17 protein-coding genes and 1 pseudogene are annotated in these 21,473 nt (G+C 59.8%); 5 read left to right on the top strand and 13 right to left on the bottom strand.

Annotated features, from left to right (window positions below):
• Positions 1-74: 74 nt before the first annotated feature.
• Both C492_RS09020 and C492_RS09015 read right to left on the bottom strand, forming a co-directional pair.
• Positions 75-1,220 carry a ZIP family metal transporter gene (locus C492_RS09020; RefSeq protein WP_008422636.1) on the bottom strand — a complete coding sequence of 382 codons (1,146 nt, stop codon included), beginning with the start codon at positions 1,218-1,220 and terminating at the stop codon, positions 75-77.
• The gene (locus tag C492_RS09015) at positions 1,221-2,480 is read right to left on the bottom strand and encodes a multicopper oxidase domain-containing protein (RefSeq protein ID WP_049892908.1); all 1,260 of its coding nucleotides are present in this window, start codon (positions 2,478-2,480) and stop codon (positions 1,221-1,223) included.
• Positions 2,481-2,929: 449 nt separating this feature from the next.
• On the opposite strand from C492_RS09015, the gene C492_RS09010 reads away from it, so the two are divergent.
• Together C492_RS09010 and C492_RS23645 are read left to right on the top strand one after the other, a co-directional pair.
• Complete coding sequence (locus tag C492_RS09010; protein ID WP_008422632.1) at positions 2,930-4,699, top strand: MutS-related protein; 1,770 nt, start codon at positions 2,930-2,932, stop codon at positions 4,697-4,699.
• Positions 4,700-4,946: 247 nt separating this feature from the next.
• The gene (locus tag C492_RS23645) at positions 4,947-5,141 is read left to right on the top strand and encodes a DUF7511 domain-containing protein (protein WP_152424863.1); all 195 of its coding nucleotides are present in this window, start codon (positions 4,947-4,949) and stop codon (positions 5,139-5,141) included.
• Positions 5,142-5,872: 731 nt separating this feature from the next.
• Here the strand turns inward: C492_RS23645 and C492_RS09005 are convergent.
• A complete protein-coding gene (locus C492_RS09005; RefSeq protein WP_008422630.1) occupies positions 5,873-6,673 on the bottom strand; it encodes an alpha/beta fold hydrolase in 801 nt (266 codons plus the stop codon).
• Positions 6,674-7,150: 477 nt separating this feature from the next.
• Between C492_RS09005 and C492_RS25265 the strand changes: the two genes are divergently transcribed.
• Complete coding sequence (locus C492_RS25265; RefSeq protein WP_008422628.1) at positions 7,151-7,294, top strand: hypothetical protein; 144 nt, start codon at positions 7,151-7,153, stop codon at positions 7,292-7,294.
• 200 nt (positions 7,295-7,494) lie between these two features.
• Here the strand turns inward: C492_RS25265 and C492_RS08995 are convergent, their stop codons facing one another.
• From C492_RS08995 to C492_RS08990, 3 genes are all read right to left on the bottom strand, one after another.
• The gene (locus C492_RS08995; RefSeq protein ID WP_008422626.1) at positions 7,495-8,577 is read right to left on the bottom strand and encodes a class I SAM-dependent methyltransferase; all 1,083 of its coding nucleotides are present in this window, start codon (positions 8,575-8,577) and stop codon (positions 7,495-7,497) included.
• Between the two features lie 10 nt (positions 8,578-8,587).
• On the bottom strand, positions 8,588-8,761 hold the full coding sequence (locus C492_RS22680) for a DUF1059 domain-containing protein (RefSeq protein ID WP_008422624.1): 174 nt from the start codon (positions 8,759-8,761) through the stop codon (positions 8,588-8,590).
• A gap of 276 nt (positions 8,762-9,037) precedes the next feature.
• Positions 9,038-10,387: an FAD-dependent oxidoreductase gene (locus tag C492_RS08990; protein WP_049892906.1), complete on the bottom strand. Its 1,350-nt coding sequence runs from the start codon at positions 10,385-10,387 to the stop codon at positions 9,038-9,040.
• A gap of 275 nt (positions 10,388-10,662) precedes the next feature.
• Between C492_RS08990 and C492_RS22675 the strand changes: the two are divergent.
• Positions 10,663-10,893 (top strand): annotated as a pseudogene (locus tag C492_RS22675) (IS5/IS1182 family transposase); the annotation flags it as partial.
• 11 nt (positions 10,894-10,904) lie between these two features.
• On the opposite strand, the gene C492_RS08985 reads toward C492_RS22675, so the two are convergent.
• The 7 genes from C492_RS08985 to C492_RS08955 all read right to left on the bottom strand — a co-directional run bounded on the left by C492_RS08985 (position 10,905) and on the right by C492_RS08955 (position 19,746).
• Positions 10,905-12,290: a hypothetical protein gene (locus C492_RS08985; RefSeq protein ID WP_008422618.1), complete on the bottom strand. Its 1,386-nt coding sequence runs from the start codon at positions 12,288-12,290 to the stop codon at positions 10,905-10,907.
• A gap of 19 nt (positions 12,291-12,309) precedes the next feature.
• On the bottom strand, positions 12,310-13,479 hold the full coding sequence (locus C492_RS08980) for an ABC transporter ATP-binding protein (RefSeq protein ID WP_008422616.1): 1,170 nt from the start codon (positions 13,477-13,479) through the stop codon (positions 12,310-12,312).
• Positions 13,472-15,562 (bottom strand): MGH1-like glycoside hydrolase domain-containing protein, encoded by a 2,091-nt coding sequence (locus tag C492_RS08975; protein ID WP_008422614.1) that lies wholly within the window; start codon positions 15,560-15,562, stop codon positions 13,472-13,474. Before C492_RS08975 ends, C492_RS08980 begins: the two co-directional genes overlap by 8 nt.
• Entirely contained in the window at positions 15,559-16,527 is a 969-nt protein-coding gene (locus C492_RS25565) for an ABC transporter ATP-binding protein (RefSeq protein WP_008422612.1), read from the bottom strand. Before C492_RS25565 ends, C492_RS08975 begins: the two co-directional genes overlap by 4 nt.
• An 80-nt stretch (positions 16,528-16,607) precedes the next feature.
• Positions 16,608-17,519, bottom strand: coding sequence for a carbohydrate ABC transporter permease (locus C492_RS08965; protein ID WP_008422611.1), 912 nt, complete (start codon positions 17,517-17,519; stop codon positions 16,608-16,610).
• A 4-nt stretch (positions 17,520-17,523) separates the two neighbouring features.
• Positions 17,524-18,414 (bottom strand): carbohydrate ABC transporter permease, encoded by an 891-nt coding sequence (locus C492_RS08960; RefSeq protein ID WP_008422609.1) that lies wholly within the window; start codon positions 18,412-18,414, stop codon positions 17,524-17,526.
• 15 nt (positions 18,415-18,429) lie between these two features.
• Positions 18,430-19,746 carry an ABC transporter substrate-binding protein gene (locus C492_RS08955; RefSeq protein ID WP_008422607.1) on the bottom strand — a complete coding sequence of 439 codons (1,317 nt, stop codon included), beginning with the start codon at positions 19,744-19,746 and terminating at the stop codon, positions 18,430-18,432.
• Between the two features lie 632 nt (positions 19,747-20,378).
• On the opposite strand from C492_RS08955, the gene C492_RS08950 reads away from it, so the two are divergent.
• On the top strand, positions 20,379-21,473 hold the full coding sequence (locus C492_RS08950; RefSeq protein WP_008422606.1) for a TrmB family transcriptional regulator: 1,095 nt from the start codon (positions 20,379-20,381) through the stop codon (positions 21,471-21,473).

Below are 21,473 nucleotides of genomic sequence, written 5' to 3'. Positions count from 1 at the left end.
GAATCCACATCTTGCAGGGTTGCGGTTGTGCTGGACACACTTTCCGCACTCTGCTGCTTCGTACGTGACGCTTTCTATGACAGGCTCCAATTGACCTGTAAGATCGCACCGACACCGATCGCGAGGAAGAACGCACCAATTGTCGGCGAGTAGGCGAGACTCCCAATCCACCCGCCGAGGATGACGGGCGCGCCGGCGAGGAGACCGAGTGCCGCAAAGTGCCTCAACGCCGGGCGTTCGTCGCGGGCAACTGGTGCGACGACCGCCGGGCCTTCGGTCACGTTGTGGAGCATGAATCCGATGACGAGGAACGCACCGAGCGAGACACGCCCCAGCGCGAACGAACTTCCGATCGCCAATCCCTCGGCGAGATTATGGAGACCGATCCCGAGGGCAACCAGATATGCGACCCAGAGTCCGCTGCTTGCTCGACTGTCACCGGCGGCGACGCGTCCCTCGCGCCACGAGCTGATCGCCTGCACGAGTAACAGCGCACCGAGGATACCGGAGACGACCAGCAGTTTGCCTTCGTAGACACCCGGAATTCCCCCAGCGAGTTCGAACGCCTCGAACCCGGCATCGAACGCGAGAAAGCCGAGCACACCGGCGGCGAACAAGAGGACGGCGTGCAATGCGCGATCGCTCATCGTCCGGAGGAATGGGAACCACAGCATTCCGAGTACGACCGGGATCACCCCGACGAACAGCCCGATGAGCGCCAGCGTCCACAAGATATCAGCACTGAATCCGGGTGACGGTTGAGGGGCTTCGACGTCGTGGCCGATCGTCGTGCCATCCGAGAGCACGAGATCGACCTCGAAGTCCCATCCAGGGTTCCAGTGATACGGGACAATGACACGGGCGTTTTCGCGGGGTTCAAGTGTCTGGTCACCAGCGGCCCCTTCGACCCGGAAGTTCCAGTAGGCTTCGTCGACGAGCACTTGGGAGATCGTAACCTCCTCCGGGCCGTTATTAGTGACGTGAAGGACGACCGTGTCGTCACTGGGCAAGGTAGCGTGGCTGACCGTCACATCGGGGAGTGGTTCACCACTCTGAACACCGGCGAGGGGCGACGTGAACGCAAACACACCCAAGACGAGTAGGAGTAACACGATGGGGAGCAACGCGGAGACCCATCGCGGGAGTCCGAGAGGCTGTGCAATCTCTTTGCCAGCCGTTACACCGCCATCTGTCGTCGTGTCTCGGTTTTTATCCGTCACTTAGACCACCTCGAAGAAGCTCATCCAACCAAGTTCGGCAAACTCCGACTGGTGAGCGTGGAACATGTACAGCCCCGGCTGGTGGCCGGAGTAGTCGAGTTCGATGATGCCGCGTTGAGCCTGGGTTTGCATGATCGTATCGACGGTTTTGCTCGTTGGCATCAGCGTCGTTCCGTGGTCGTAGTAATCGAAGAACTGGGAGTGAGTGTGGAACGAATTAATAAAGTCGAACTCCGTTGCGTTGACGAGATACACCCGCTGTCGTTCGTTCTTGTCGATCTGAATGGGGTGTTTTGTCTCGCCTGCCTTCCAGTTGCCTTTGGCGTCGCTCTCCCCGACACCGTACGCGAAGGCTCGCGTGTTCGCGGCGTACACCTCATTCTCGCCGTCGAAATTGGTGTCGAACGAGTTCATCACCATCACCATCTCGTTGACGGCGTCGTTCTCCGCGTACTCGTGATTCCGGCTCTTCGCCTCGTCGATAAGTCGCTCGCGAAACTCCCCGTCGATCGGCCCGTGGTAGTTGACATACTCGCGGGGATTTTCCTCGGCGCGTCTGGGGTCGGGATCAACGATTATCGTGCCGTAGAGCCCGCGATGCATGTGTTCTTTCAGCGGGAGCGTGTGGCAGTGATAGAAGTGAGTCCCGGCGGGTTGTGCGATCCACTCGTAGGTGAACGACTCGCCCGTATCGATTACCCCGGGACCGTTCTGCGGCGTCCCGTCCATGTCCGGATCGAGATTCTTCAGATGTGGGTGAATCGTATGTGCGTGCTGACTATGGTTCTCGAACGAGACTCGAATGAGATCACCCTCGACGGCACGGATCGTCGGGCCCGGAACTTGCCCGTTGAATGTCCACGCTTCGAACTCAATACCGGGCGCGATCGTTATCGTCGTGTCGACGGCGGTGAACTCGAACTCCCGAACGGTCCGTCCGTCCTCTTCGTAGACTCGCTGTGGGACGGACTCCTGACCGTTCTCCCCAGTGTTGAACGTGGTCAAGAACTCGTGGGGGTCGAAATCTGTGTCTCGGTATTCGTCGACGGCGCCGAAGTTGCCGTGTTCGTTCTCGTCCCCGCGGCCGGGATCGGCACCCGCCTGAGTGCTCCCGAACCCTAACGCTGCACTCCCAGCAACACCGAGGCCGCCAAGAACCGTCCGGCGATCGACGCTTGTGTCACCGACGAGTGACTTGACGAGTCGGTCTTCGAGTTGTTCCGTGACCTCTGCCGCATTATTGTAATCTATCGACGGCATTTCTTCCTCTCCAATCCGATGGCCCGACCTCTCACACTCGACCATTAGACGAGGGTATGCTTTAATTTGACGCATCTAAACTTAGGTAGAGCCTAGTCAAATAAGTAAGTCATCCCGACCCTTGGCTTGGAAAACTGATCAGACACGGCAGTAACCGGGGAACACGCCCACCGTAAGACGGCCAAACACCGAACGACAGTCACTACGAGACTTCTGCGGATGTGCTGGAGGAGGATGTCACCCACGGTGAGTCTGCTGAAATGGTGGAATGAGACAGGGGTAACTCCATACGCATCGAACGACGCAATCTCAGTTTCTGTGCGCACGAAAGGATAGTCACGCCGAAGCCTGTCGAGCGGTGGACCCGGTACGGCGGGTCCACAATCCCGTTCGGATCCACTCGATGTTTAAGGCACAGTGTTCAAGATGGTCGGCTCGAACTCAGAAGTATGCGACTCGAGGAGTATTGGGGAGTCGGTCCGAAGACACGGGAGACATTGGTCAAGGAGCTGGGTCAAGAGCAAGCGGTCCAAGCGATTGAGAGCGGGGACATACGGACACTCTCCGACACCGGACTCGCCCGGGGACGGGCGACGCGGATCCTTCGCCGGGCGACCGGCGGCGAGAGAATGGACATCTTGGCCACGAGCGATGCCCGATCTGCGTACAACGAACTGCTAGACCTCGCTGTCGATCACGCCGTCACCCAGCGCGCAGCCGACCGGATCCGGGTGCTTACACCACTCGAGAGCAAGAAGGCAATGGAAGACCGCCTTGATAACGTGCTCGCGGCTCGAGACGCTTGGGAGGCGCTCGCCGACGACGACCGAGAGGTCGTGCTCGCGGCGTTCAACTGCTACGATGAGCGCAATGGGAGTGAACTCGCCGCCGTCGAAGCTGCGCTCGCGCTGCTCGAATCCGGTGTAAAGTCCGGTCCCTTCGCGTTGATCGCGGATATCGAGGCCGACGCTCTCGAGGCGGCCGCGACTGCGCTTGCGGCACTCAACAACGGTCGGGTCCGCGAGGGAGCAGACGAGGAACTCGACCGGTTGCGCGACACGCTAGGCACAGTCGAGGACATGGATGCGAATGCGCTCGAACTCATCGATGAGCTCCAAGACGGCGGTGTTCAGGACGTCACAGACTTTCGCGAGGCGTTCGAGGCTCGACTTCTCTCCGATACTGATGTTACGGTCGAGCAGGTACGGGAAGCGATGCCGACGAACGCGACGGACGCCACAGACTTCGTCGGCGGAACGCTCCGCCGGCTGCAGTCAGACCTCCGAGAGGCCGCCGACGAACGTGAAGAACGAGTCGCGGAGGAGTTCGAATCGACGCTTTCAGAGCGGGACGAAGCCATCGAGCAGGCCGTCAGCGCCGTCGACGAAATCGCGTTCCACCTCTCGCTGGCGCGCTTTGCACTCGCCCACGACTGCACCCGACCGACGTTCCGGGGAGAGGACGGCGCGGCCGTCTCTGTCGTCGCCGCGCGCAACCTTACAGTTGACGCGAGCGGCGAGGACGTTCAGCCGATCACCTACGCGCTGGGCGACCATACCGTTACCGAGGGACCCACAGACGCTGGCATTCCCGGCCAGCAGCACGTCACCGTCCTCACGGGAGCGAACAGCGGCGGGAAGACAACCCTGCTCGAGACGCTGTGCCAGATCGTCCTGCTGGCGACGATGGGGCTGCCCGTTCCCGCTGAGCAGGCCGAAGTGACACCAATTGACGCGCTGGTCTTTCACCGCCGCCACGCGAGTTTCAATGCAGGCGTCCTCGAGTCGACGCTGCGCTCGATCGTGCCGCCGCTATCGGCTGACGGGAAAACCCTGATGCTGGTCGACGAGTTCGAGGCGATCACCGAACCTGGCAGTGCGGCAGACCTCCTGCACGGACTGGTGACACTGACCGTCGACCGCGAAGCGCTGGGCGTGTTCGTTACCCACCTCGCGGACGACCTCGAGCCCCTGCCGCCCGAGGCCCGCATCGACGGCATCTTCGCAGAGGGGCTGAGTCCCGACCTCGAGTTGGTCGTCGACTACCAGCCTCGCTTCGACACCGTGGGGCGGTCGACACCAGAGTTCATCGTCTCGAGGCTCGTCGCAAATGCGAGCGACCGAAGCGAACGCACCGGATTCGAGACGCTGGGAGAGGCCGTCGGAAACGAGGCCGTTCAGCGCACGCTTGCGGACGTTCGCCGGGCCGCTGACAAGTAAGGAAGTGAGTACTCTCTCGCTGAGCAGGTCTGCGAGCATTAGACCAAATCAACTCAACGACCTGCTCACTTCTCAAACTGGCTCAACTAGACAGTGCCAGTTCATTCCACATATAAATCAACGAACATTTATCCACTACTCGTGCGTATTGACCAATCAAAGGAACATACTATTGTTGCTTTTAAGAGATGTAAATAATTGACCATATGTAACATTTTTCTATAGAGCGGGTGTCGGATAGCGCAATATGACTGAACCACCCGAAAGTGACACCTCAAACGATATTTCGAGCCAATCTGAACTCATTCAGGTTCTAATCGAAAATTCACGAGAAGCTGATGAATGCATACTGTTTCCAGAAAATGCAACAGATGACGAACTACACACAATGTGGGTTCTTGCTGAGGAGGGTTCGTATATTCATCCAAAAGACGCTCAGTAGACCACTTGTACTGACCGATCACTTATCTTCGTAGATTGGTTCTCAGTCTGTGCCACATTCGCGCGCTGTATTCAGCACTGCTCTCTCAATATCTCTATCAGCTGATGAGAGAGACGGCGATGAGTGTGCACACTCCACATAACGAACCGACGACTTAGATTCAGAATCATACCGAAATGACAATGTCATAACATCACCTATTGCTATGACGTACGCTCTGATCCCCGCCTAAAATCAAATATCGTTCAAGATCACCGGTGAAACCGCATCGGAAGACCGCTTTTCGCCTGAATCGTGGCATGAGCAGTCCGATCAGCAGGGAGGTCGGTTTAAACTCGATGTATCGATCGGGATCGACCTCCACGAATCGCACCGTTTTCTCCTGTAGCCCCTGAGATACGCTCCTTGAAATACGCCTGCGCTCCTTGCACCAACCCGGTTCCTACGGTCCACCGGAACGTGATATGATCGGGGTGCCACTCGACGTAGCTGTCCTCCATTTCCCCGAAGAATTGGTACACCACGTCCTGTGGTGCCGTCACGTCCGTGGTTTCATTCAATATCATTCCAACAGAGAGAGGCCATTCAGACGTAAATACTGTGCATCGCATCCTGAGAGGTGGCCACTCCAGCGACCAGTGAGTCGGCCGCGCCATTCGGTTCGGCGGAGAGACCCTACTTGGTATCGTCTGGCTCGAGGAAGGGGTTGCTGAGTAGACAACGCGTATCGATCACAACGACTCGACGAACTGACTCATGATCCGATTGAATCGCTCGGGTTCCTCGAGGGTCAGACAGTGCCCACTCGCTTCGAAGAGTTCGAAGCTACCCTCCGGGACGATCTCTGCGACGTGTCTGGTTGCCGCAACAGATCCTCGTTTTTCATCTGCACCAGCACAGACAACCATTGGCACGTCGATCTCGTGGAGAACGTCCCGATAATCACGTGTGAGCGCGTCGAAGAGGATGGCGCTCTTGATCGGCGCTGGTACCCGGGAAAGTTCGTCGAACGCCATAGCCCTCGTTTCGGGTGAGGGTGGGTCCTTGAACACCTGCTCGGTGATCCGTTCGATGAGACTCACCCGATCCTGCTGGGCCAATGCGAGTGTGGTTTTGAGACCATCCAGATCAGTGAGTCCGTAGTCATAGTCAAACCACTGAAACCGGGAAGCTTCCATATCGATGTCTACCACTCCTCGGATTTCCTCAGTTCCGAATTGATCGACGTACTCCCACGAGACGAGTGCGCCCATTGACCACCCGACCAAGACGACGTTTTCGATCTCGCGCTGGCTTAGAAAGGCCCGAAGGTCACGGGCGTACTGCGTGACCGTGTGTCCTAGCTCTGTCTTCTCCGACCGGCCATGCCCCCTGAAATCGATGGCAATCGTTCGATACTCCCTCGAGAGGGTCGTCAGTTGGGGCTCGAAGAACCGGTGGCTCGCCATGACGCCGTGTAGAAAGACGATCGGAGGCCCCTCGCCGTGGTCCTCGTAGTAGAGGTCCGCCCCGTTGCACTGGATGTACGGCATAGCGATGATCGTACGAGAAACTCGGTCATAAGCCTACCCAACAGACCAACGAGATAACGGCGAAGAACACTGCAGAGCCAGAAGGTTCGTTCGTCGGTAGGATCTCAGATGTACGAGGCGGGTATAGACACGGATCTCACTAGTGTTCCGGAAGTGGATATAGCTGTCTACCGGATTGGTTCGCTCTGTGACTCAGTAATTCGGTCACCCCGTGACGAAGAGGACACCACCGACACTTGCGAGAAGCATTGCTACTGTCGTCGTCGAGAGACCGCTTACGAGGGAATTCCCGAATAGTGCTCCTACGATAAAGCTGAGCTGAGTTACGAGAACGCTCGCAGTACTCCAACCTCGGCTGACCGGAACGTACAGGCCACCGTCAAGGGTCGGAACGTCTGGCACACCTTCTGGAACGCGGCCGACGAACCGCTCCGGTTCCTCGAGATCATCGCGCCGGGCGAGTTCTCGGAGTTCTTTATGGAGATTTCACAGGATTACCCGGTCGACCCCGCCGACGAGGAGACGCTCGCTCGCTTCGAGGAAATCTGCGAGCGGTACGGCTTTGAGGCCGACCTCGAGACCGTTCCCACGCTCTGTGAGGAACACGGACTCCAGATATAGAGGATCATCGGCCGGTCGACTTCGAGGACTCTCGCTATATCAGCCACTGTTCGTGACCGAATCAGGAAGTCGGGCGTGTTCGATACAGATCGCTTCACTGCCGAGCATCACGAACGAGAAAGACCGAGTAGACATACAACGCGTTCGTTCTCGTGGTGAACTGACCAAGAGAGTTGAAAATTCATCGGTCGGATATATTGCTACGGCTTCGCTTCGAAGACCAGACTGGTCGGTGTCTCAGCTGTACGGCGGAAGCGTGTAAATCCACCTTCGGTGACGACGTCGCGAGTACGTTCCTCTCCTGCTTGTGCGCCGAGGCCGTAGCCGACATCCTGACTGAGCGAGTTCGGCGTGCAGGCCACCGTCGAGATCGAGTACGCGAGACGACCAAACGGGGTAAGGGTATCTTCGACTCGATCCTCGGCATAGGGTTCGACGATCATCCACGCACCGTCGTCGGAGAGCGTCTCTCGGACGTGAGCTGCCACTCCGACGGGATCACCCATATCGTGGAAGCAGTTGAACATCGTCACGAGGTCGTAGTCGGTTCCATTGTACCCCCGCGCGGTCGCCACCTCGAAGTCAACGCGATCAGCGACGCCCGCCGCTTCCGCCCGCTCGCGCGCCACCGCGATCGATTCCTCGTGGTAGTCAATACCGACGACCGTCGAGTTGGGGTACGCCTCAGCCATGCGGATCGTCGGTGCGCCGTGGCCACAACCCACGTCGGCGATCCGTCCGCCCGCTTGCAATTTCTCGTCGACCCCCTCGAGCGCCGCGATCCAATCGAGAAGGAAAGCCCCGTACGACGGTCCGAAGAAGCGTTCGGTACCGTGAAACACGTCCTCATCGTGTTCATGCCAGCCGATACCTTCGCCCGTTCGAAATGCCTCACGAAGGTCGGGTTCGATCTTGGCTGCCGACGCGACCAGCTGGAACGCGCCCGGCATGAACACCGGGCTGTCCTCGTTGGCTAAGACGTACGCCTGTTCGGGGGAGAGATCGTAACGGTCGGTCTCGGGGTTGTAGGTCACGTATCCGCCGGCAGCCTGCGCACGCAACCATTCGCGGACGTAGCGTTCCGCGGTATCTGTTTCCTCGGCCACCTCGGCGGACGTCAGCGGCCCGGACTCGTCCAATGCCGTGTAAAGGCCGAGTTCGTCGCCGATGACGGCCAGCGCGGCGTGGATCGTCGCGCCGAGGTCGACAAGTGACGTTTCTACGAGATCGTTCAGTTTCTGTTCGTCGATCGAGTCCGCATCCTCTCGAGTGTCTATCGTCATAGTTTCGTTGCTACACGAGTTGTCGTGGTTCACGCCGGAGTTCGTCGTCTGTGTATTCCTTCCCGTGAACGTCGCGCATGTGGGTTTTCGCCAATTTGACCACCTCGTCCTTCTTTTCCAGTCGAATAACGAACCGGCGATCGGCGGCAGCCGCTTCGCGATCGAGCCTCTGTGCTTGAGCCATCGCTGTTGGCCCCCAGTAACACCATCGACGACTATCGAGATAAATATAACTAAAGATAATTATGTTCTGGGGAGTTCTCTCTTGTAGTACTAACGTTCCGCGCCATCTATTATTCGAGAGAATTAGTCGAGGCTGCTAGAAGTGGGTGCGGTATACATAAGGGTATATCTTGCACACTGATGAGAAAGACCGTCGCCTATACCGACGTATTTAGGATCGTAGTATCTCAGACGACACCCACCAATTGGTGATATTCCCGGCCAGCAACAGAACAGTTTAATTGGTCGGCTTAAGCACGCGCCATACAAGACTCGGACGCAGTAGTGTGGTTGGTGGTTGTTCCATCGTAAGGACTCGGAAGAACGCGCTGGATAACGTGCTATCGGTGTGGGCTTTCCGAGTCAGTCGGGAGAGATACCATCCCATTATGTCAGTGCCGCGTGGTTTGGGGCCGGTTGTTTGTGGAAACGCGAAGTCACTGCCTGCCGCCAACGTCCACGCCATGTCGATTACCGCTTCGGCGTGATCGAAAAACCGAAGCACGAGACCCTCACGGTCGCCCGTCGCTAGGGTCTGGTGGAGCACGAGCGCTTCCAGAGCCGCCACCGACATGCCCTGGCCGTAGATAGGGTTGAAGCTCGCGATCGCGTCGCCGATGACGATCAGTCCATCGGGGAACTGACCGAGGTCCCCGTAGCGGTACCGTCTATTGGTCGGGAAGGGGTACTGCTCAATGTCCGCAGAGACCTGTCGATGGTCGTCGAGGAGGTGCGTTACCTCAGGGGTCAGAAGGCTCGCTGCGAATTCTACGAATCCAGCAGCATCCGTTGGGGGATGGTCACCGTGGACGCCGTGTACGCTCACTACCCAGCGGTTTCCTTCGACGGGCGCAGCCATGCCGCCGCGTGTGTGCGGTGCGGACGGTGGCACGAGAAACGTGCGTAGGTCGTCGGTAGGTCGCTCAATAAAGGTAGTGCTGTAGGCCACGTCGATGTGCACTTCCTCAACCTCCGGGGGTGCGTAGCCGTGGTTTTCGAGCCACGTCGGCGTGCGACTCGTCCGCCCGGTGGCATCCACGACCAGATCGGCGGTGATCTCCTCTTGCTCACCATCTTCACGGATGACCACGCCTTCCACGGCCGTCGCTATGTCGTCGGTCAGATAATCAGTGACTCGGCAGTTCGAGCGTATGTGGACGCCATCGAGATTGGAAACGTGCTGTCGTGCGATCTGCTCGATCAACGGCCGAGTTGCGGAGTACGTCTCCATTGGAGTTGGACCGTGAGCAAGGAACCCTCCCTCGCTGTAGAAGTTCACATCGCTAGTGAAATCGACGACAACGCCTCCAGCCGAGATGAGATCCTCACCGTACCCGGGAAACAGGTCCTCCAATGTTGCCCGTCCGGCTTCGAGCAGCGCGTGGGGATGTGCGCCTTGCGGCACTCCTCGGCGTACAACTGGCCCGGTGGGCAGTTGATCTCGTTCGATGATCGTCACGTTGGTAAATTTATCCGCTAAAATGCGGGCTGCGAGCAGGCCGGACATACCCGCCCCACTCACCACTGCGTCCCCGCTTCTCTCAATCGGTTGGTGGCTGGTGTATCGAGGAACGGTTGCGACTGTCATGATGCCTGCTCTCCTATCCGTTAACCTTCGCGGCCAAGCGTGTTAACTATACCCACACACATTCGGTAGCGCATTCGTAACAAGCAATCACAACATGTCTGGAGATATGAACTATTCAACTTCCCCTGCTGGAAGATCAGGTCTGGCAGTGTTACAGAAGATATCCCGGGGATAGATAGTATAAAAATAACTGTCAAAATTTCCCTGTTGAATAGCGATTGAATCAGCTGATATCACGGATTAGAAGGGTGAAGTAGAGGAATTCGACTCTGTCCATGGAAATCGATCTCCTCGACTTCGTTGAGCAGTGGCGGGACCTAGTCAAACAAGCGTTGGGAAAGCGTGCGGGCAAGCCCGCCAGTGGCAGGTTCGCCCGCTGGGGGCACGTTGTCCTGGACTGTCTTTGGCTCGAAGACGACCACAGCTACCGCGAAACGCCGAGTCAGCTGAAATATATGGCTGAGATTCGTGACGTGCTTGCCCTTAATCACGACGAGATCGAAGACACGGTCCTACATCACTGCGCCTCGCGCTTGAGCAGCGCTGTCAGGAACTCCGCATGACACCATGCCAGCGGCGCCGCAAAAGAGATGACATCTCGTTCTTTGAGAGCAGCCGCCATCTCATCGTACGCCGTACGCATGTGGCCCAACTCCTCCGCGATACGGTCGAACGGTACGTCCCGGAGTACATCATCATCGAACTCCTTCTCGAAGTCGACGCCTGTATCCCACTCCAGTTCGACGAACTGTTCAAACCGCTCGCGCGTGGAAAGGTGCTCGGGGATGTGGCCTTCGGCGTCGGCGTAGCCGGTGATCCTCGAGAGTACGTCGTCGCCTCGCTCGCGCTCACCGCGGTCGTATCGGAACTGCGCATGCCAGGCCGTGTATTGCATCCATGGGCCGTTACCGCCGTGCTGATGGACGTCACGGTCGCGGTGAAAGCCGCGGAAGCGCTGGAGGCCGCCCAGTCGCGGGTCCTCTAGGCTCGCCGTCGCTCGCTCAGCGGCGCGCACGGCGTGCTCGCCGAACACGTCCTCGAGTTCGAAGTAGGCGGGCGCGAGCAGCGTGATGTCTGGGCGGTCGTCACGCTTACCGCTAGGGGTGTACCGACGCGGTACGGGCATCCTGTCGACGGCGAAGCACCGCTCGACACCAGATTCCAGCAGCGAACGAAGCTCTTCGATACGCTTGAGGACGTCGCTAACGGCGATCGGATCGACGTCACCGGATTTGTCAGCGTCCTCGGATCGCCTAGTGGCCTCAACCCGACCGAGCGCGTCGTCTGCCCACTGTAGGGCGGCAAGGAACGCGCAGTTCACCCATAGTGTGTAACCGGACTCGATAGCGCCCTCGTGGATGCTCGTCGTGCTCTCGATCAGGTGGGCGTTGGCGTCGTACAGCTCCGAGCGGGCGACCGCCACCGCAGCGTCGATACACTCGATGGCGTTCGACAGGAACGTCCCATCTGCCGATTCAAGGTCATCGGCCGTGTCGAGTGCGAGCATCGCGTGCGAGATTATCCTGATCCCGTGAGCGACGTTGTCCTCCTGCCGGTAAATCGACTGGTCGGTGCCATCGAGTCCATACCTCTGGTACCACCATCCATCGTCCTCTACGGCGATCAGGAAGCGGGCCGCGTCGACGACGTGGTCGCGGCAGGCATCCGACTGGACGCCGTGTCGAAGTGCCGTCAGCCAAGCACGCGTGATTGAAGCGACGTCACGCGGATAGACATAGGGGTACCGGTTGTCAGGATCACTGGCCAGGGGCACCGCGCCGTCAACCTTTGCGTCATAACTCAGTTCGTCCAGCACAGTGAGATGGAAGTTCGGGTCGTCGATCGGTACGTCGACGTGCTGGGGGACGATACTGCCTGTCGTCGTCTGTTGCGAATGTGTCATAGGTATAAGGAAGTGAGGATCAGCTACGGGTGATCGGTTGAGTGTCAATATGTTCGTTGCCGACGCCGCGGGTCTTGATCGACTCCGTCGTCTCCGGATCGAACAGGAAGACATCTTCGGCGGCGATCCGAACCGTTACTTCATCGCCCGAGTCGGGGTAGACGCCTGGCGGAACCCGTGCCGTGAGCGACCGGTCGCCGACATCGAGGTAGACGAAGTTGTCGTTGCCTTGGTATTCCGTGATCGTGACGGTCGCGGGGAACTGGCAGACGTCGGTCACGTCGTCCGAGAGGTTGTCGAGATGTAGATCTTCAGGTCGGATACCAAAGCAGACTGACTCGCCATCGATATTGTCCTCGACAGCTCCACGGGGAACCTTGCCGAGCGTGATCCCATCAACGTCGATTGCGTAGGCGTCACCATCCCCGTCACCGCGGGCGACGGCGTCGAAGGTGTTCATTGAGGGACTGCCGAGGAACGCTCCAACGAACTTGTTGTTCGGATGGTCGTAAGCGACCTCTGGCGGGGCCACCTGCTGAACGACGCCGTCGTTCATGATAGCGATCCGGTCGGCCATTGTCATCGCCTCGGTCTGGTCGTGTGTGACATACACTGCGGTGACGTCAAGGTCCGACTGAATACGCTGGAGTTCCGTCCGCATGTGTGAGCGCAGTTTGGCATCAAGGTTCGACAGCGGCTCGTCAAGCAAGAACACGTCCGGATCGCGGACGATGGCTCGCCCGAGCGCGACGCGCTGTTTCTGCCCCCCGCTCATCGCCTCGGGTTTGTCGTCGAGCAGTTCCTCGATTCCCAGCAGCTCCGCGCTTTCGCGCACCCGCCGGTTGCGCTCCTCGGCAGACATGTCGGTCGAATGCTTGAGCCCATAGCCCATGTTCTGGCGGGCGGTCATACGCTTGTACAGCGCGTAGCTCTGGAACACCATTGCGACGTCCCGCTCGCTCGGCGCGAGGTACTGGACTTCGCGATCACCGATTTCGACTGTCCCTTCGGTCACCGTCTCTAGGCCGGCGATCATCCGCAATGTCGTCGACTTGCCACAACCCGAGGGACCGACTAGGACGAGAAACTCGCCGTCCTCGACAGTCACGGACGCTTCGTCGACAGCGGTTTCGGTTCCTTCGGCGTCGTCGTACACTTTCGTAACGTCGTTGAGCGTGAGTTTAGCCATCGGTAGTCACCTCCGGGTGATCGCAGTCGTTGTCGGAGTCGGCCCCGGTCACCGACGCCTTGCACAACGGCGCCACGACCGTCGAATCACCTCTGTGTCGAACGGCGTAGCGCCGCCCGCGGCAGCACAGCGTCGCCTCCGCCGTGCCGCTGAGCTCCGTGACGGGGTCGGCAACTGGCTTTCCTGACTCTACGCCGAGGCCGAGTGCGGCCCGGGCGAAGCCGAAGCCGCTCCCGGCGCTCCAAGCGGCTGGCTCGCAGGAATCGGGGTGGCGGACCCGCCCCGCGTCTACGTCGGCGTCGTCGAGACCGACCAGCAATTCGGGGAACCCCCAGCGGCTTGGATCACCGGTCGCGCCGGTCGCCAGCGCGTCTAGTCCCCGATTGACAAGCGCCGCCGTGGCGTCGTCGCGCTCGTAGCGCGCACAGCCCATTGCGGCGATGCTGGTATCGTGGGGCCAGACACTGCCGCGGTGGTACGACAGCGGGTCGAACGCGTCGTGGGACGCCGAGTACGTGCGGAGTCCGGCGTCGGTCAGCACGTCTGGAGCCAGCAGCCTGTCGATCACGTCGTCAGCGCGCCCCGGCGGGACGATCCCGCTCCAGAGCGCGTGGCCCTGGTTCGAGGCAACGGCGTTGACTGCGCCGTCGGCGTCGAGCGCGAGCGCGTAACACTCTTCGTCAGGAAGCCAGAACTCACGGTTGAACGCATCGCGGAGGTGCTCGGCACGCTCGTCGAGGCGCTGTGTAAGCTCGTCGTCTCCGCGGGCCGCCGCGAGCTCCGCCACACCGCGAAGTGCGCGGTAGGCGTACCCCTGCACCTCCGCGAGCGCGATCGGTGGCGTCCCGGCGGTGCCTCCGGGCCGCGCGATCGCTCGGTCGCTGTCTTTCCACCCGTGGTGTGTGAGTCCGTGCTCGTGGTCGTGGGGTTCGTACCACACAAAGCCGTCCTTGTCGCCGCTCTCGACCGTCCACTTGATGGCGTTGAGGGCGGCGTCGTACATTTCGTCGGTAATTGCGCCCTCGCCGGCCCATTGCCCGTAGGCGGCCACGAGCGCTGCGAACAATGGCGTTGCGTCGACAGTCCCGTAGTACGGTGAACGGATCGACCGGCCGAGCGCCGGCAGGTCGCCTCGCCGTTCCTCGTGGGGGATCTTGCCCGGTTCGGTGAGCGTCTCGGCATCGGTCGTCGAGGCCTGTCGCTCGGCTAAGTAGGTTAGCACGCTCCGGGTCAGATCTGGAGCAAACGGCAGCGTTTGGAAACCGACCAGCAGTGCGTCTCGCCCGAACGGCGCGACGAACCGCGGCGCACCGGCAGCTGGGACGCCCTCGGGCAACACGAGAGCCCGCAGTGTGTCCGTGGCGGCCTCGAATAGCCCGGGGCACGACGTCATCGACACCGACGGGTCGAACGACGGATCGACCCGGCTGCGCGTTGGCCTGAGCCGCGCCGTCGCGACGACGGACGCCTCGTCGCCCGGCGGGAGTTCCAGCATCCGTTCGACGACCACGCCGGCGGTGTCGGTACCGGCTTCCACGGACGTGGTCCGGCCGCCCTCCAATTGGACCGTCGCGGCTCGGGCTGTCCCATCGGGGGACGTTCCGGATAGCTCCGCGCTGCTCTCGCGGTCGGACACGGTTGTGTCGCGATCGACCGGATCGCGTGCCGCAAAAAACCCTGGGCACTCGAAGACGTGGCCGAAGTTGGACGCGGCGGTCAGTTTGACGTTGATGACGCGCTCCTCGGCCGTGTAGTTCCGGAGCGTCGTCTCAACGGTCACCACGTCGCTGCCAACAGTGACGTCCCTCTTCAGCAGGAACTTGCGGGCATCACCCCGGCCCTCGCCGGGCGCAGCACCGACCAGCACGGTCGTTACGCCGTCCGGGCCGGCCTGCCGGTCGAGCTGGTCCCACCCGCTCTTGGGTGCATCGCGGTCGGTTACAGCTACCTCAAACTTGCTGAGGTACTGTGTATCGTTGGCGAACACGCCAGTTTCGGAACGATCGGATCGGACGTCACCGCGCTCCCCAACGACGCAGACGACGCCGTCGCGGACCGCCAGCGCGCAGTCGTCCGGAATCATTCGATCACCTCGCCGTCGGTACCGAAGCGGTGGATAGCGGCGGCGGGCAGTCGAAGCGTTACGGTCGATCCGGGACTGACAGTGCCGGGCCGGTCGCGCAGGCGAGCGGTGACCCGATCGCCGCCGCAGTCGACCTCAATCTCGTAGGCGTTGCCCAGCGGTTCAACGACGAGCACCTCGCCGCCGAGTTCGTAGGAACGTCCGCCGTCGGCTTGCTGGCGGCCTTCTTCGACGATCGCAACGTCCTCCGGCCGGACGCCCACAGTCGCTATTCCTGTGAACGAATCGTTGGACGCTCCGGTCGCCAATCGGTCCGGATCGAGGAAGTTCATCGACGGTTCTCCGAGGAACCCGGCGACGAACTCGTTGGCCGGGTTCTCGTAGACCTCCTTCGGTGTGCCGACCTGCTGGAGCTCGCCGTCGTTCATCACTGCGATACGATCGGCTAGACTCATCGCCTCCTCCTGATCGTGGGTTACGTACACGGTGGTCGTACCGAGGCGCTGCTGGAGGCTGCGTAGTTCCGATCGAGTCTGGACTCGGAGTTTAGCGTCGAGATTCGACAGCGGCTCGTCCATCAGGAACGCTTTCGGCTCGCGGACGATGGTCCGTCCCAGCGCGACACGCTGGCGTTGACCGCCACTGAGTTGTCCCGGCTTGTTGTCCAGCAGGCCATCGATCTCCAGCAGTTCGGCGGTCCGGCGGATTCGCTCGTCGGCTTTCTCGTCGTCGATGTCCATCTTCTCGAGTGGGAACGCGAGGTTCCCCCGGACGGTCTTGTGGGGGTACAGCGCGTAGCTCTGGAACACCATCGAGAGGTCCCGTTTCTGAGGCAGGCGTTCGGTGACCTCTTCGCTGCCGATCTCGATTCTGCCCTCGGTGGGAACCTCCAAACCGGCGATCATCCGCAGCGTCGTCGACTTCCCGCAGCCCGACGGACCGAGCAGGACCTGTCTCTTATACACATNAGATGTGTATAAGAGACAGGCTAAGAGCGGCGGCGTCTGCGGTGTCGTTGGCGGTAGGGGTGCGTTCCGTCGCCATGTTATCCCTCCACCGCTCCGAAGGTCAGGCCCTCGACCATGAATTTCTCCAGATAGGTGAACATCACAATCAGCGGAATGCTTGTCAGCAGCGATGCCGCCATGATCTGGCCCCAGACCTGCCGGAAGCTCGAGGATAGTGCCTCAATGCCGATCGGCAGCGTGAATACGCTCTGGGACTGGAGGAAGATACTGGCGAACAGGTACTCGTTCCACGCGATCATGAATGTAAAGAAGAACACAGCCACGATCGCAGGCGCCGACAGCGGCAGCGTAATCTTGAAGATTACTTCCAGCCGCGAGTAGCCATCCATGATCGCTGCTTCCTCAATCTCCTCGGGGATCGACCGGAAGTAGTTGCCCAACATGTACAGTGACACCGGCAGCGTCTGGACCAAGTACGTGACGAACAGGCTCGCCAGCGAATCGACGAAGCCGAGCCACACAATCACCTGAAACATCGGCACAACCAGCAGGATGCCCGAGAACATGTACACTATCAGGACACCGCGAGACATGATCCCGCGCCCGCGGTAGTCGAGCCGTGCGAAGCTGTACGCGCCGAACGTGGCGACGATTACCGACGCGCCCGCGGTAGTCGTCGCGATGACGAAGCTGTTCCTAAAGTACGTCAGGAATGGGAATGTTTCTGGCCCGAACACGGTCCGGTAGTGTTCGAGCGTCAGATCCTGTGGGAGCAGCGTTGGCGGCAGCGAGTACAGACTCGATTCGGGCAGCAGACTCGCCAGCGCCATGTAGTAGAACGGGAACAGCGAGATCAGCAGCGTCAGCCCCAGCGCGATGTAGAACACGACGCGCTCCGCGAGCGACGTTTCGATGGTGTTCTCGCTGAGTCCGAGCGCGGTCTTGAACGAGTTGACGACGTGTCGGTATGTGGATTGTTTCGTACTCATCGTATCACCAGTCCAGTGCCCAGGCGACGTACCCGAGGACGAACACGATCAGTGCTAAGAATAGCACCATTGAGATCGCGGCCGCCTGGCCGTGCTGGTAGTTTGCGAACGCTACCTGGTACGCATAGATCGGCAACGTCTCGACGCGGCGGGTCAACAGCCAAATGTCCGCGAACTTGTTGAAGTTCCAGATCCACCGCAGCAGGAACACCGTCGCTAGGATGTACTTCAGTTCCGTCAGTGTGATGTCCTTGAATTGCGCGAACTTTGAGGCGCCGTCGATCTTCGCGGCCTCGTACATATCTCCGGGGATCGCCTGAACCCGCGCGATCAGCATCAAGAACGCGAACGGGAAGTACCGCCACGCGTCGATGAGGATTACCGCCCATATCGCGGTGCCACCGTTGCTCAGGATATCGATCTCGCCAGCGTATAGTCCTAATACGTCGCTTCCCAGGAACGGAACGATGCCGTACAGCGGGTCGAGCATGAACCGCCAGACGAACGCCACCGAAATTAGGGGTGCAACGTAGGGCAACAGGACCATCCCACGAATGTACCGTCGACCGCGGAACGAGCGGTTGAACAGCAGCGCCGTTCCGAGGCCGCCGAGCGTCGCGAGCGTCGTGCTGAAGAACGTGAACACGATCGTCGTCCGAAGTGCCGACCAGAACGCGCTACTCCCGAACAGACTGTAATAATGCTCCAGTCCAATCCATTGGGGCGCCTCGTCCGGCCGCAGCGGGACGACGGTGAAGCTCAGGTAGACGTTGTACAGCACCGGATAGAGGATCACTGCGGCGATCAGCAACAGCGCGGGAGCAATCAGCGCGTACCCCAGCAGCGCCTCCTTCTCTTCGATCGTTCGATCGCCGCTACGGGTGAGTGAGATCATTGTTCGACTGGAGAGTCAGTTGATTACGTCGCGCATCTGACCAGCGATGTCATCCGCGACCGTCCGGGCGTCCTCGTCTTCGGATACGCGCCTGACCGCCTGCGCGACGAGGTTGCGACTGGTGATATCGCCGAACGCTGGAATCATCTGGCCGTCGACGTACCCGAACCGCTCGATGTTGTCGAATGCCCCAGAGATATTGCTCAGCGTCTCCTGGCCCCACTCTTGAAGCGTCTCGTTGCTGCGGTAAGCCTCGCTTTCGGCTGTCGAGTTGAGCACGGGGTTCATCCCGCCAGGTGCCATATGCAGGAAGTCGACGTACTGGTCACCGGTGAGCACGTACTCGATGTACTCCTTAGCGGTCTCGCGATCCGCGTCTGAGGCCGTATCGAGGATGTTGAACAAGTTGAGCTGACCGAACGAACTGCGCCGATCGCGCTCGATGTACGGTGCGAACGAGGTGTCGCCCGCCATTCCGTCAGTGTTGCTCGAGATGTCGCCCATGATGTACGACGAGTACATGATCATGTGGCACTGCTCGTTGAGGTACGTGTTGTTGGCCGTTTCGAACGTGTCGGCGCCTGACGGGCTGTACTGCGCTAGCGAGCCGTAGAATTCGAGCGCCTCGACCATCGCGTCGCTGTCAAACACGATCTCCTCGTCGCTGTTGAACACCCGCGCGCCGTTTGAGCGTGCATAGGCTGTGAAACACTGGCGCGCGAACGGCGTCTCGTCGGAACCGACAACGATGCCGTACTGGTCATTGTCGGGATCGTGTAGCGTTTGGGCGGCCTCAAGGATGGAATCCCAGGTAGTCGGCGCGGACAGGCCAGCCTCGTCGAACACGCTCTGGCGGTACCAGAACCCCTGTACCCAGCCATGGGCCGGTACAGCCAGCAGGTTCCCGTCACTTGAGGTCGCCAGCGACAGCGCGCCCTCGTAGAAGTTGTCCCGTCCAATGTTATCAACAACCGACTCCGCGGACTCTGTCGAAAGCAGATCCTCGCTACCGAGGTTCTGCATGGGGTCGAGCCCCCACTCGCCGAACGCCGGGAGCGTCCCCGAAGCGGTCGACGAGGAGATCTGCGTCGGCAGGTCCCCTTCCTCGACCGCCACCATATCGATCGTGCCGTCGGCGTCCGACTCAAAACCGTCGATCAGATTCTGTATCGCTTCTTGACGGTCCTGTTCGACTTGCGTCGTCCAGTACGTTGTTGCCTCGTCGTTGCTGCCTCCTCCGCCCATACACCCCGCGAGTCCGCTGGCAAGCATCGCCGCACCAATCCCTTTCAGCACCGTTCGCCGCTCGCGCCCGGTCTTCGGACCTGTCATGGTAATCCATCTCAATGAGTGTAGAGCAGGTATTTAAATCTTTGTGATGGACTATTCACTGGGGTAACTACTCAATCACAACCCTCCGCAGTCTGCGGGATTTGACTTCGAACGGCTCTGATGAATCACTAGACAGCGTCCGGATTAGAGTCGAAAGCGACGGGCAATCGTGGCAAGAACATTCCTGTGTTCGTTCTCAGCAGTGGCTTTCCCTGCAAAACCCTCAATTGACCCTTATCGAAGGCGATTACAACGCACGCTCAACAGTCGAAACCCGACGCCCTATGGTGATTCAGAGCAGAACTCGAGCCACGCTAGCAGCGGTGTGGTTGTCTCCATGAATCACCGGAACGCCGACGAGTCGTTGTCGTCACACTCCACGAGGTTAATCGCTCAGTTAATGTACGGCTGCTATAGGTTCTACAGCATCGGCTGATTATACATGTATCTAACAGAAGTATGATGGGTGAGAACATGGAGAGTTTCCGAGACGCTGCTCATACGGCGGCCACCTAACGAAAATATATAAGCGTTTGTTATGGATTATACACTACAGTGAAACCTACTCGCTCAGATTTTCCGATCGAGATCAGTACGGCATCTAAGTTCTGGTGCGATCAGGAGGTGCGATAATGGACGAAGACGAGCTACGCGACGGATTACAGGAGGCCGGGCTCTCTCAATACGAGGCCAACGCGTACCTTGCAGTACTGGAGCGGGGGACAGCGCCAGCCGTCAAGATCGCCGAGCAGACTGGCATCCCAAAGTCCCGGATTTATGATGTCCTTGAGGACCTCGAACGCGACGACTTCGTTGAGACGTTCGAGCAGGACTCCGCGCTGTCGGTCCGCCCGCGGGACCCCTCAGAGGTGATGTCGGACCTTCAGCAGCGCGCGAACAAGCTCGCGACGACCGCGGAGGCGATCGAGGACCGTTGGGAGCGGCCCGAAATTAGCGGCCACAAGATCTCGATCGTCAAGCGGTTCGACTCCGTCATCGAGCAGTTCCGAGCAGCCGCCGAGGACGCCACCAACCGGATCCAGATCGGGGTCTCGCCCTCGCAGTTCGAGGCGGTCCGTCCAGTGCTCGAAGACGCCATCGACCGGGGCGTGTTCGTCAAGCTCTGTGTGGCGACCGGGATAGAGGACTCTCACGTTGTCGACGAGATGGAATTCGAGGGTGTTGCGACTGAGGTCCGCCATCGGACGCTCCCAGCACCGTTCACTGCGTTGGTTGACCGCTCCCATACATTCTTCTCTTCGCAGTCCCACCCGACAGACCAGTACGGCATCATCATCGACGATCTCACCCTAACATACGTATTCCACTGGTACTTTCAGGGTGCGCTCTGGGGAACCTGGCCACACGTCTATGACTCAGTCACGGAGGGCACGAAAATAGAGTACATCAATGTCCGTGAGTGTGTCCAAGACATCGCGCCGATTGTCAACGATGGGACGGTGATCCCGGCTACCGTCCAAGGCTTCAACGTCCAAACGGGCGAGGACGTCACTCTCTCCGGCGAGATCACCGAGATTATCTCGGCGGCGCCACCGAAGGACGACGGCACCCTGACGCTCACGCAGCTTGCCAGCCAGGCGACGATCGTGCTCGAAGCTGACGGCCGGGAGTATGGCATTGGCGGCCGAGGCGCGACGCTCGAGGACATTGAGGCGATTCGAGTCGTACTCGATCAGCCCGAAGTCTGGTCGAAGGAGATGAACTGA

Source organism: Natronococcus jeotgali DSM 18795, from assembly GCF_000337695.1.
Lineage (GTDB): Archaea > Halobacteriota > Halobacteria > Halobacteriales > Natrialbaceae > Natronococcus > Natronococcus jeotgali.
The sequence above is the reverse complement of the archived record's forward strand: the minus strand, read 5'-3'. Positions and strand labels throughout refer to the sequence as shown.

Excerpts from the sequence above, each read along its gene's own strand:
- C492_RS09015 (WP_049892908.1), bottom strand. The coding sequence starts at position 2,480 with ATGCCGTCGATAGATTACAATAATGCGGCAGAGGTCACGGAACAACTC.
- C492_RS09010 (WP_008422632.1), top strand. The coding sequence starts at position 2,930 with ATGCGACTCGAGGAGTATTGGGGAGTCGGTCCGAAGACACGGGAGACA.
- C492_RS23645 (WP_152424863.1), top strand. The coding sequence starts at position 4,947 with ATGACTGAACCACCCGAAAGTGACACCTCAAACGATATTTCGAGCCAA.
- C492_RS09005 (WP_008422630.1), bottom strand. The coding sequence starts at position 6,673 with ATGCCGTACATCCAGTGCAACGGGGCGGACCTCTACTACGAGGACCAC.
- C492_RS25265 (WP_008422628.1), top strand. The coding sequence starts at position 7,151 with ATGGAGATTTCACAGGATTACCCGGTCGACCCCGCCGACGAGGAGACG.
- C492_RS08995 (WP_008422626.1), bottom strand. The coding sequence starts at position 8,577 with ATGACGATAGACACTCGAGAGGATGCGGACTCGATCGACGAACAGAAA.
- C492_RS22680 (WP_008422624.1), bottom strand. The coding sequence starts at position 8,761 with ATGGCTCAAGCACAGAGGCTCGATCGCGAAGCGGCTGCCGCCGATCGC.
- C492_RS08990 (WP_049892906.1), bottom strand. The coding sequence starts at position 10,387 with ATGACAGTCGCAACCGTTCCTCGATACACCAGCCACCAACCGATTGAG.
- C492_RS08985 (WP_008422618.1), bottom strand. The coding sequence starts at position 12,290 with ATGACACATTCGCAACAGACGACGACAGGCAGTATCGTCCCCCAGCAC.
- C492_RS08980 (WP_008422616.1), bottom strand. The coding sequence starts at position 13,479 with ATGGCTAAACTCACGCTCAACGACGTTACGAAAGTGTACGACGACGCC.
- C492_RS08975 (WP_008422614.1), bottom strand. The coding sequence starts at position 15,562 with ATGATTCCGGACGACTGCGCGCTGGCGGTCCGCGACGGCGTCGTCTGC.
- C492_RS08965 (WP_008422611.1), bottom strand. The coding sequence starts at position 17,519 with ATGAGTACGAAACAATCCACATACCGACACGTCGTCAACTCGTTCAAG.
- C492_RS08960 (WP_008422609.1), bottom strand. The coding sequence starts at position 18,414 with ATGATCTCACTCACCCGTAGCGGCGATCGAACGATCGAAGAGAAGGAG.
- C492_RS08955 (WP_008422607.1), bottom strand. The coding sequence starts at position 19,746 with ATGACAGGTCCGAAGACCGGGCGCGAGCGGCGAACGGTGCTGAAAGGG.
- C492_RS08950 (WP_008422606.1), top strand. The coding sequence starts at position 20,379 with ATGGACGAAGACGAGCTACGCGACGGATTACAGGAGGCCGGGCTCTCT.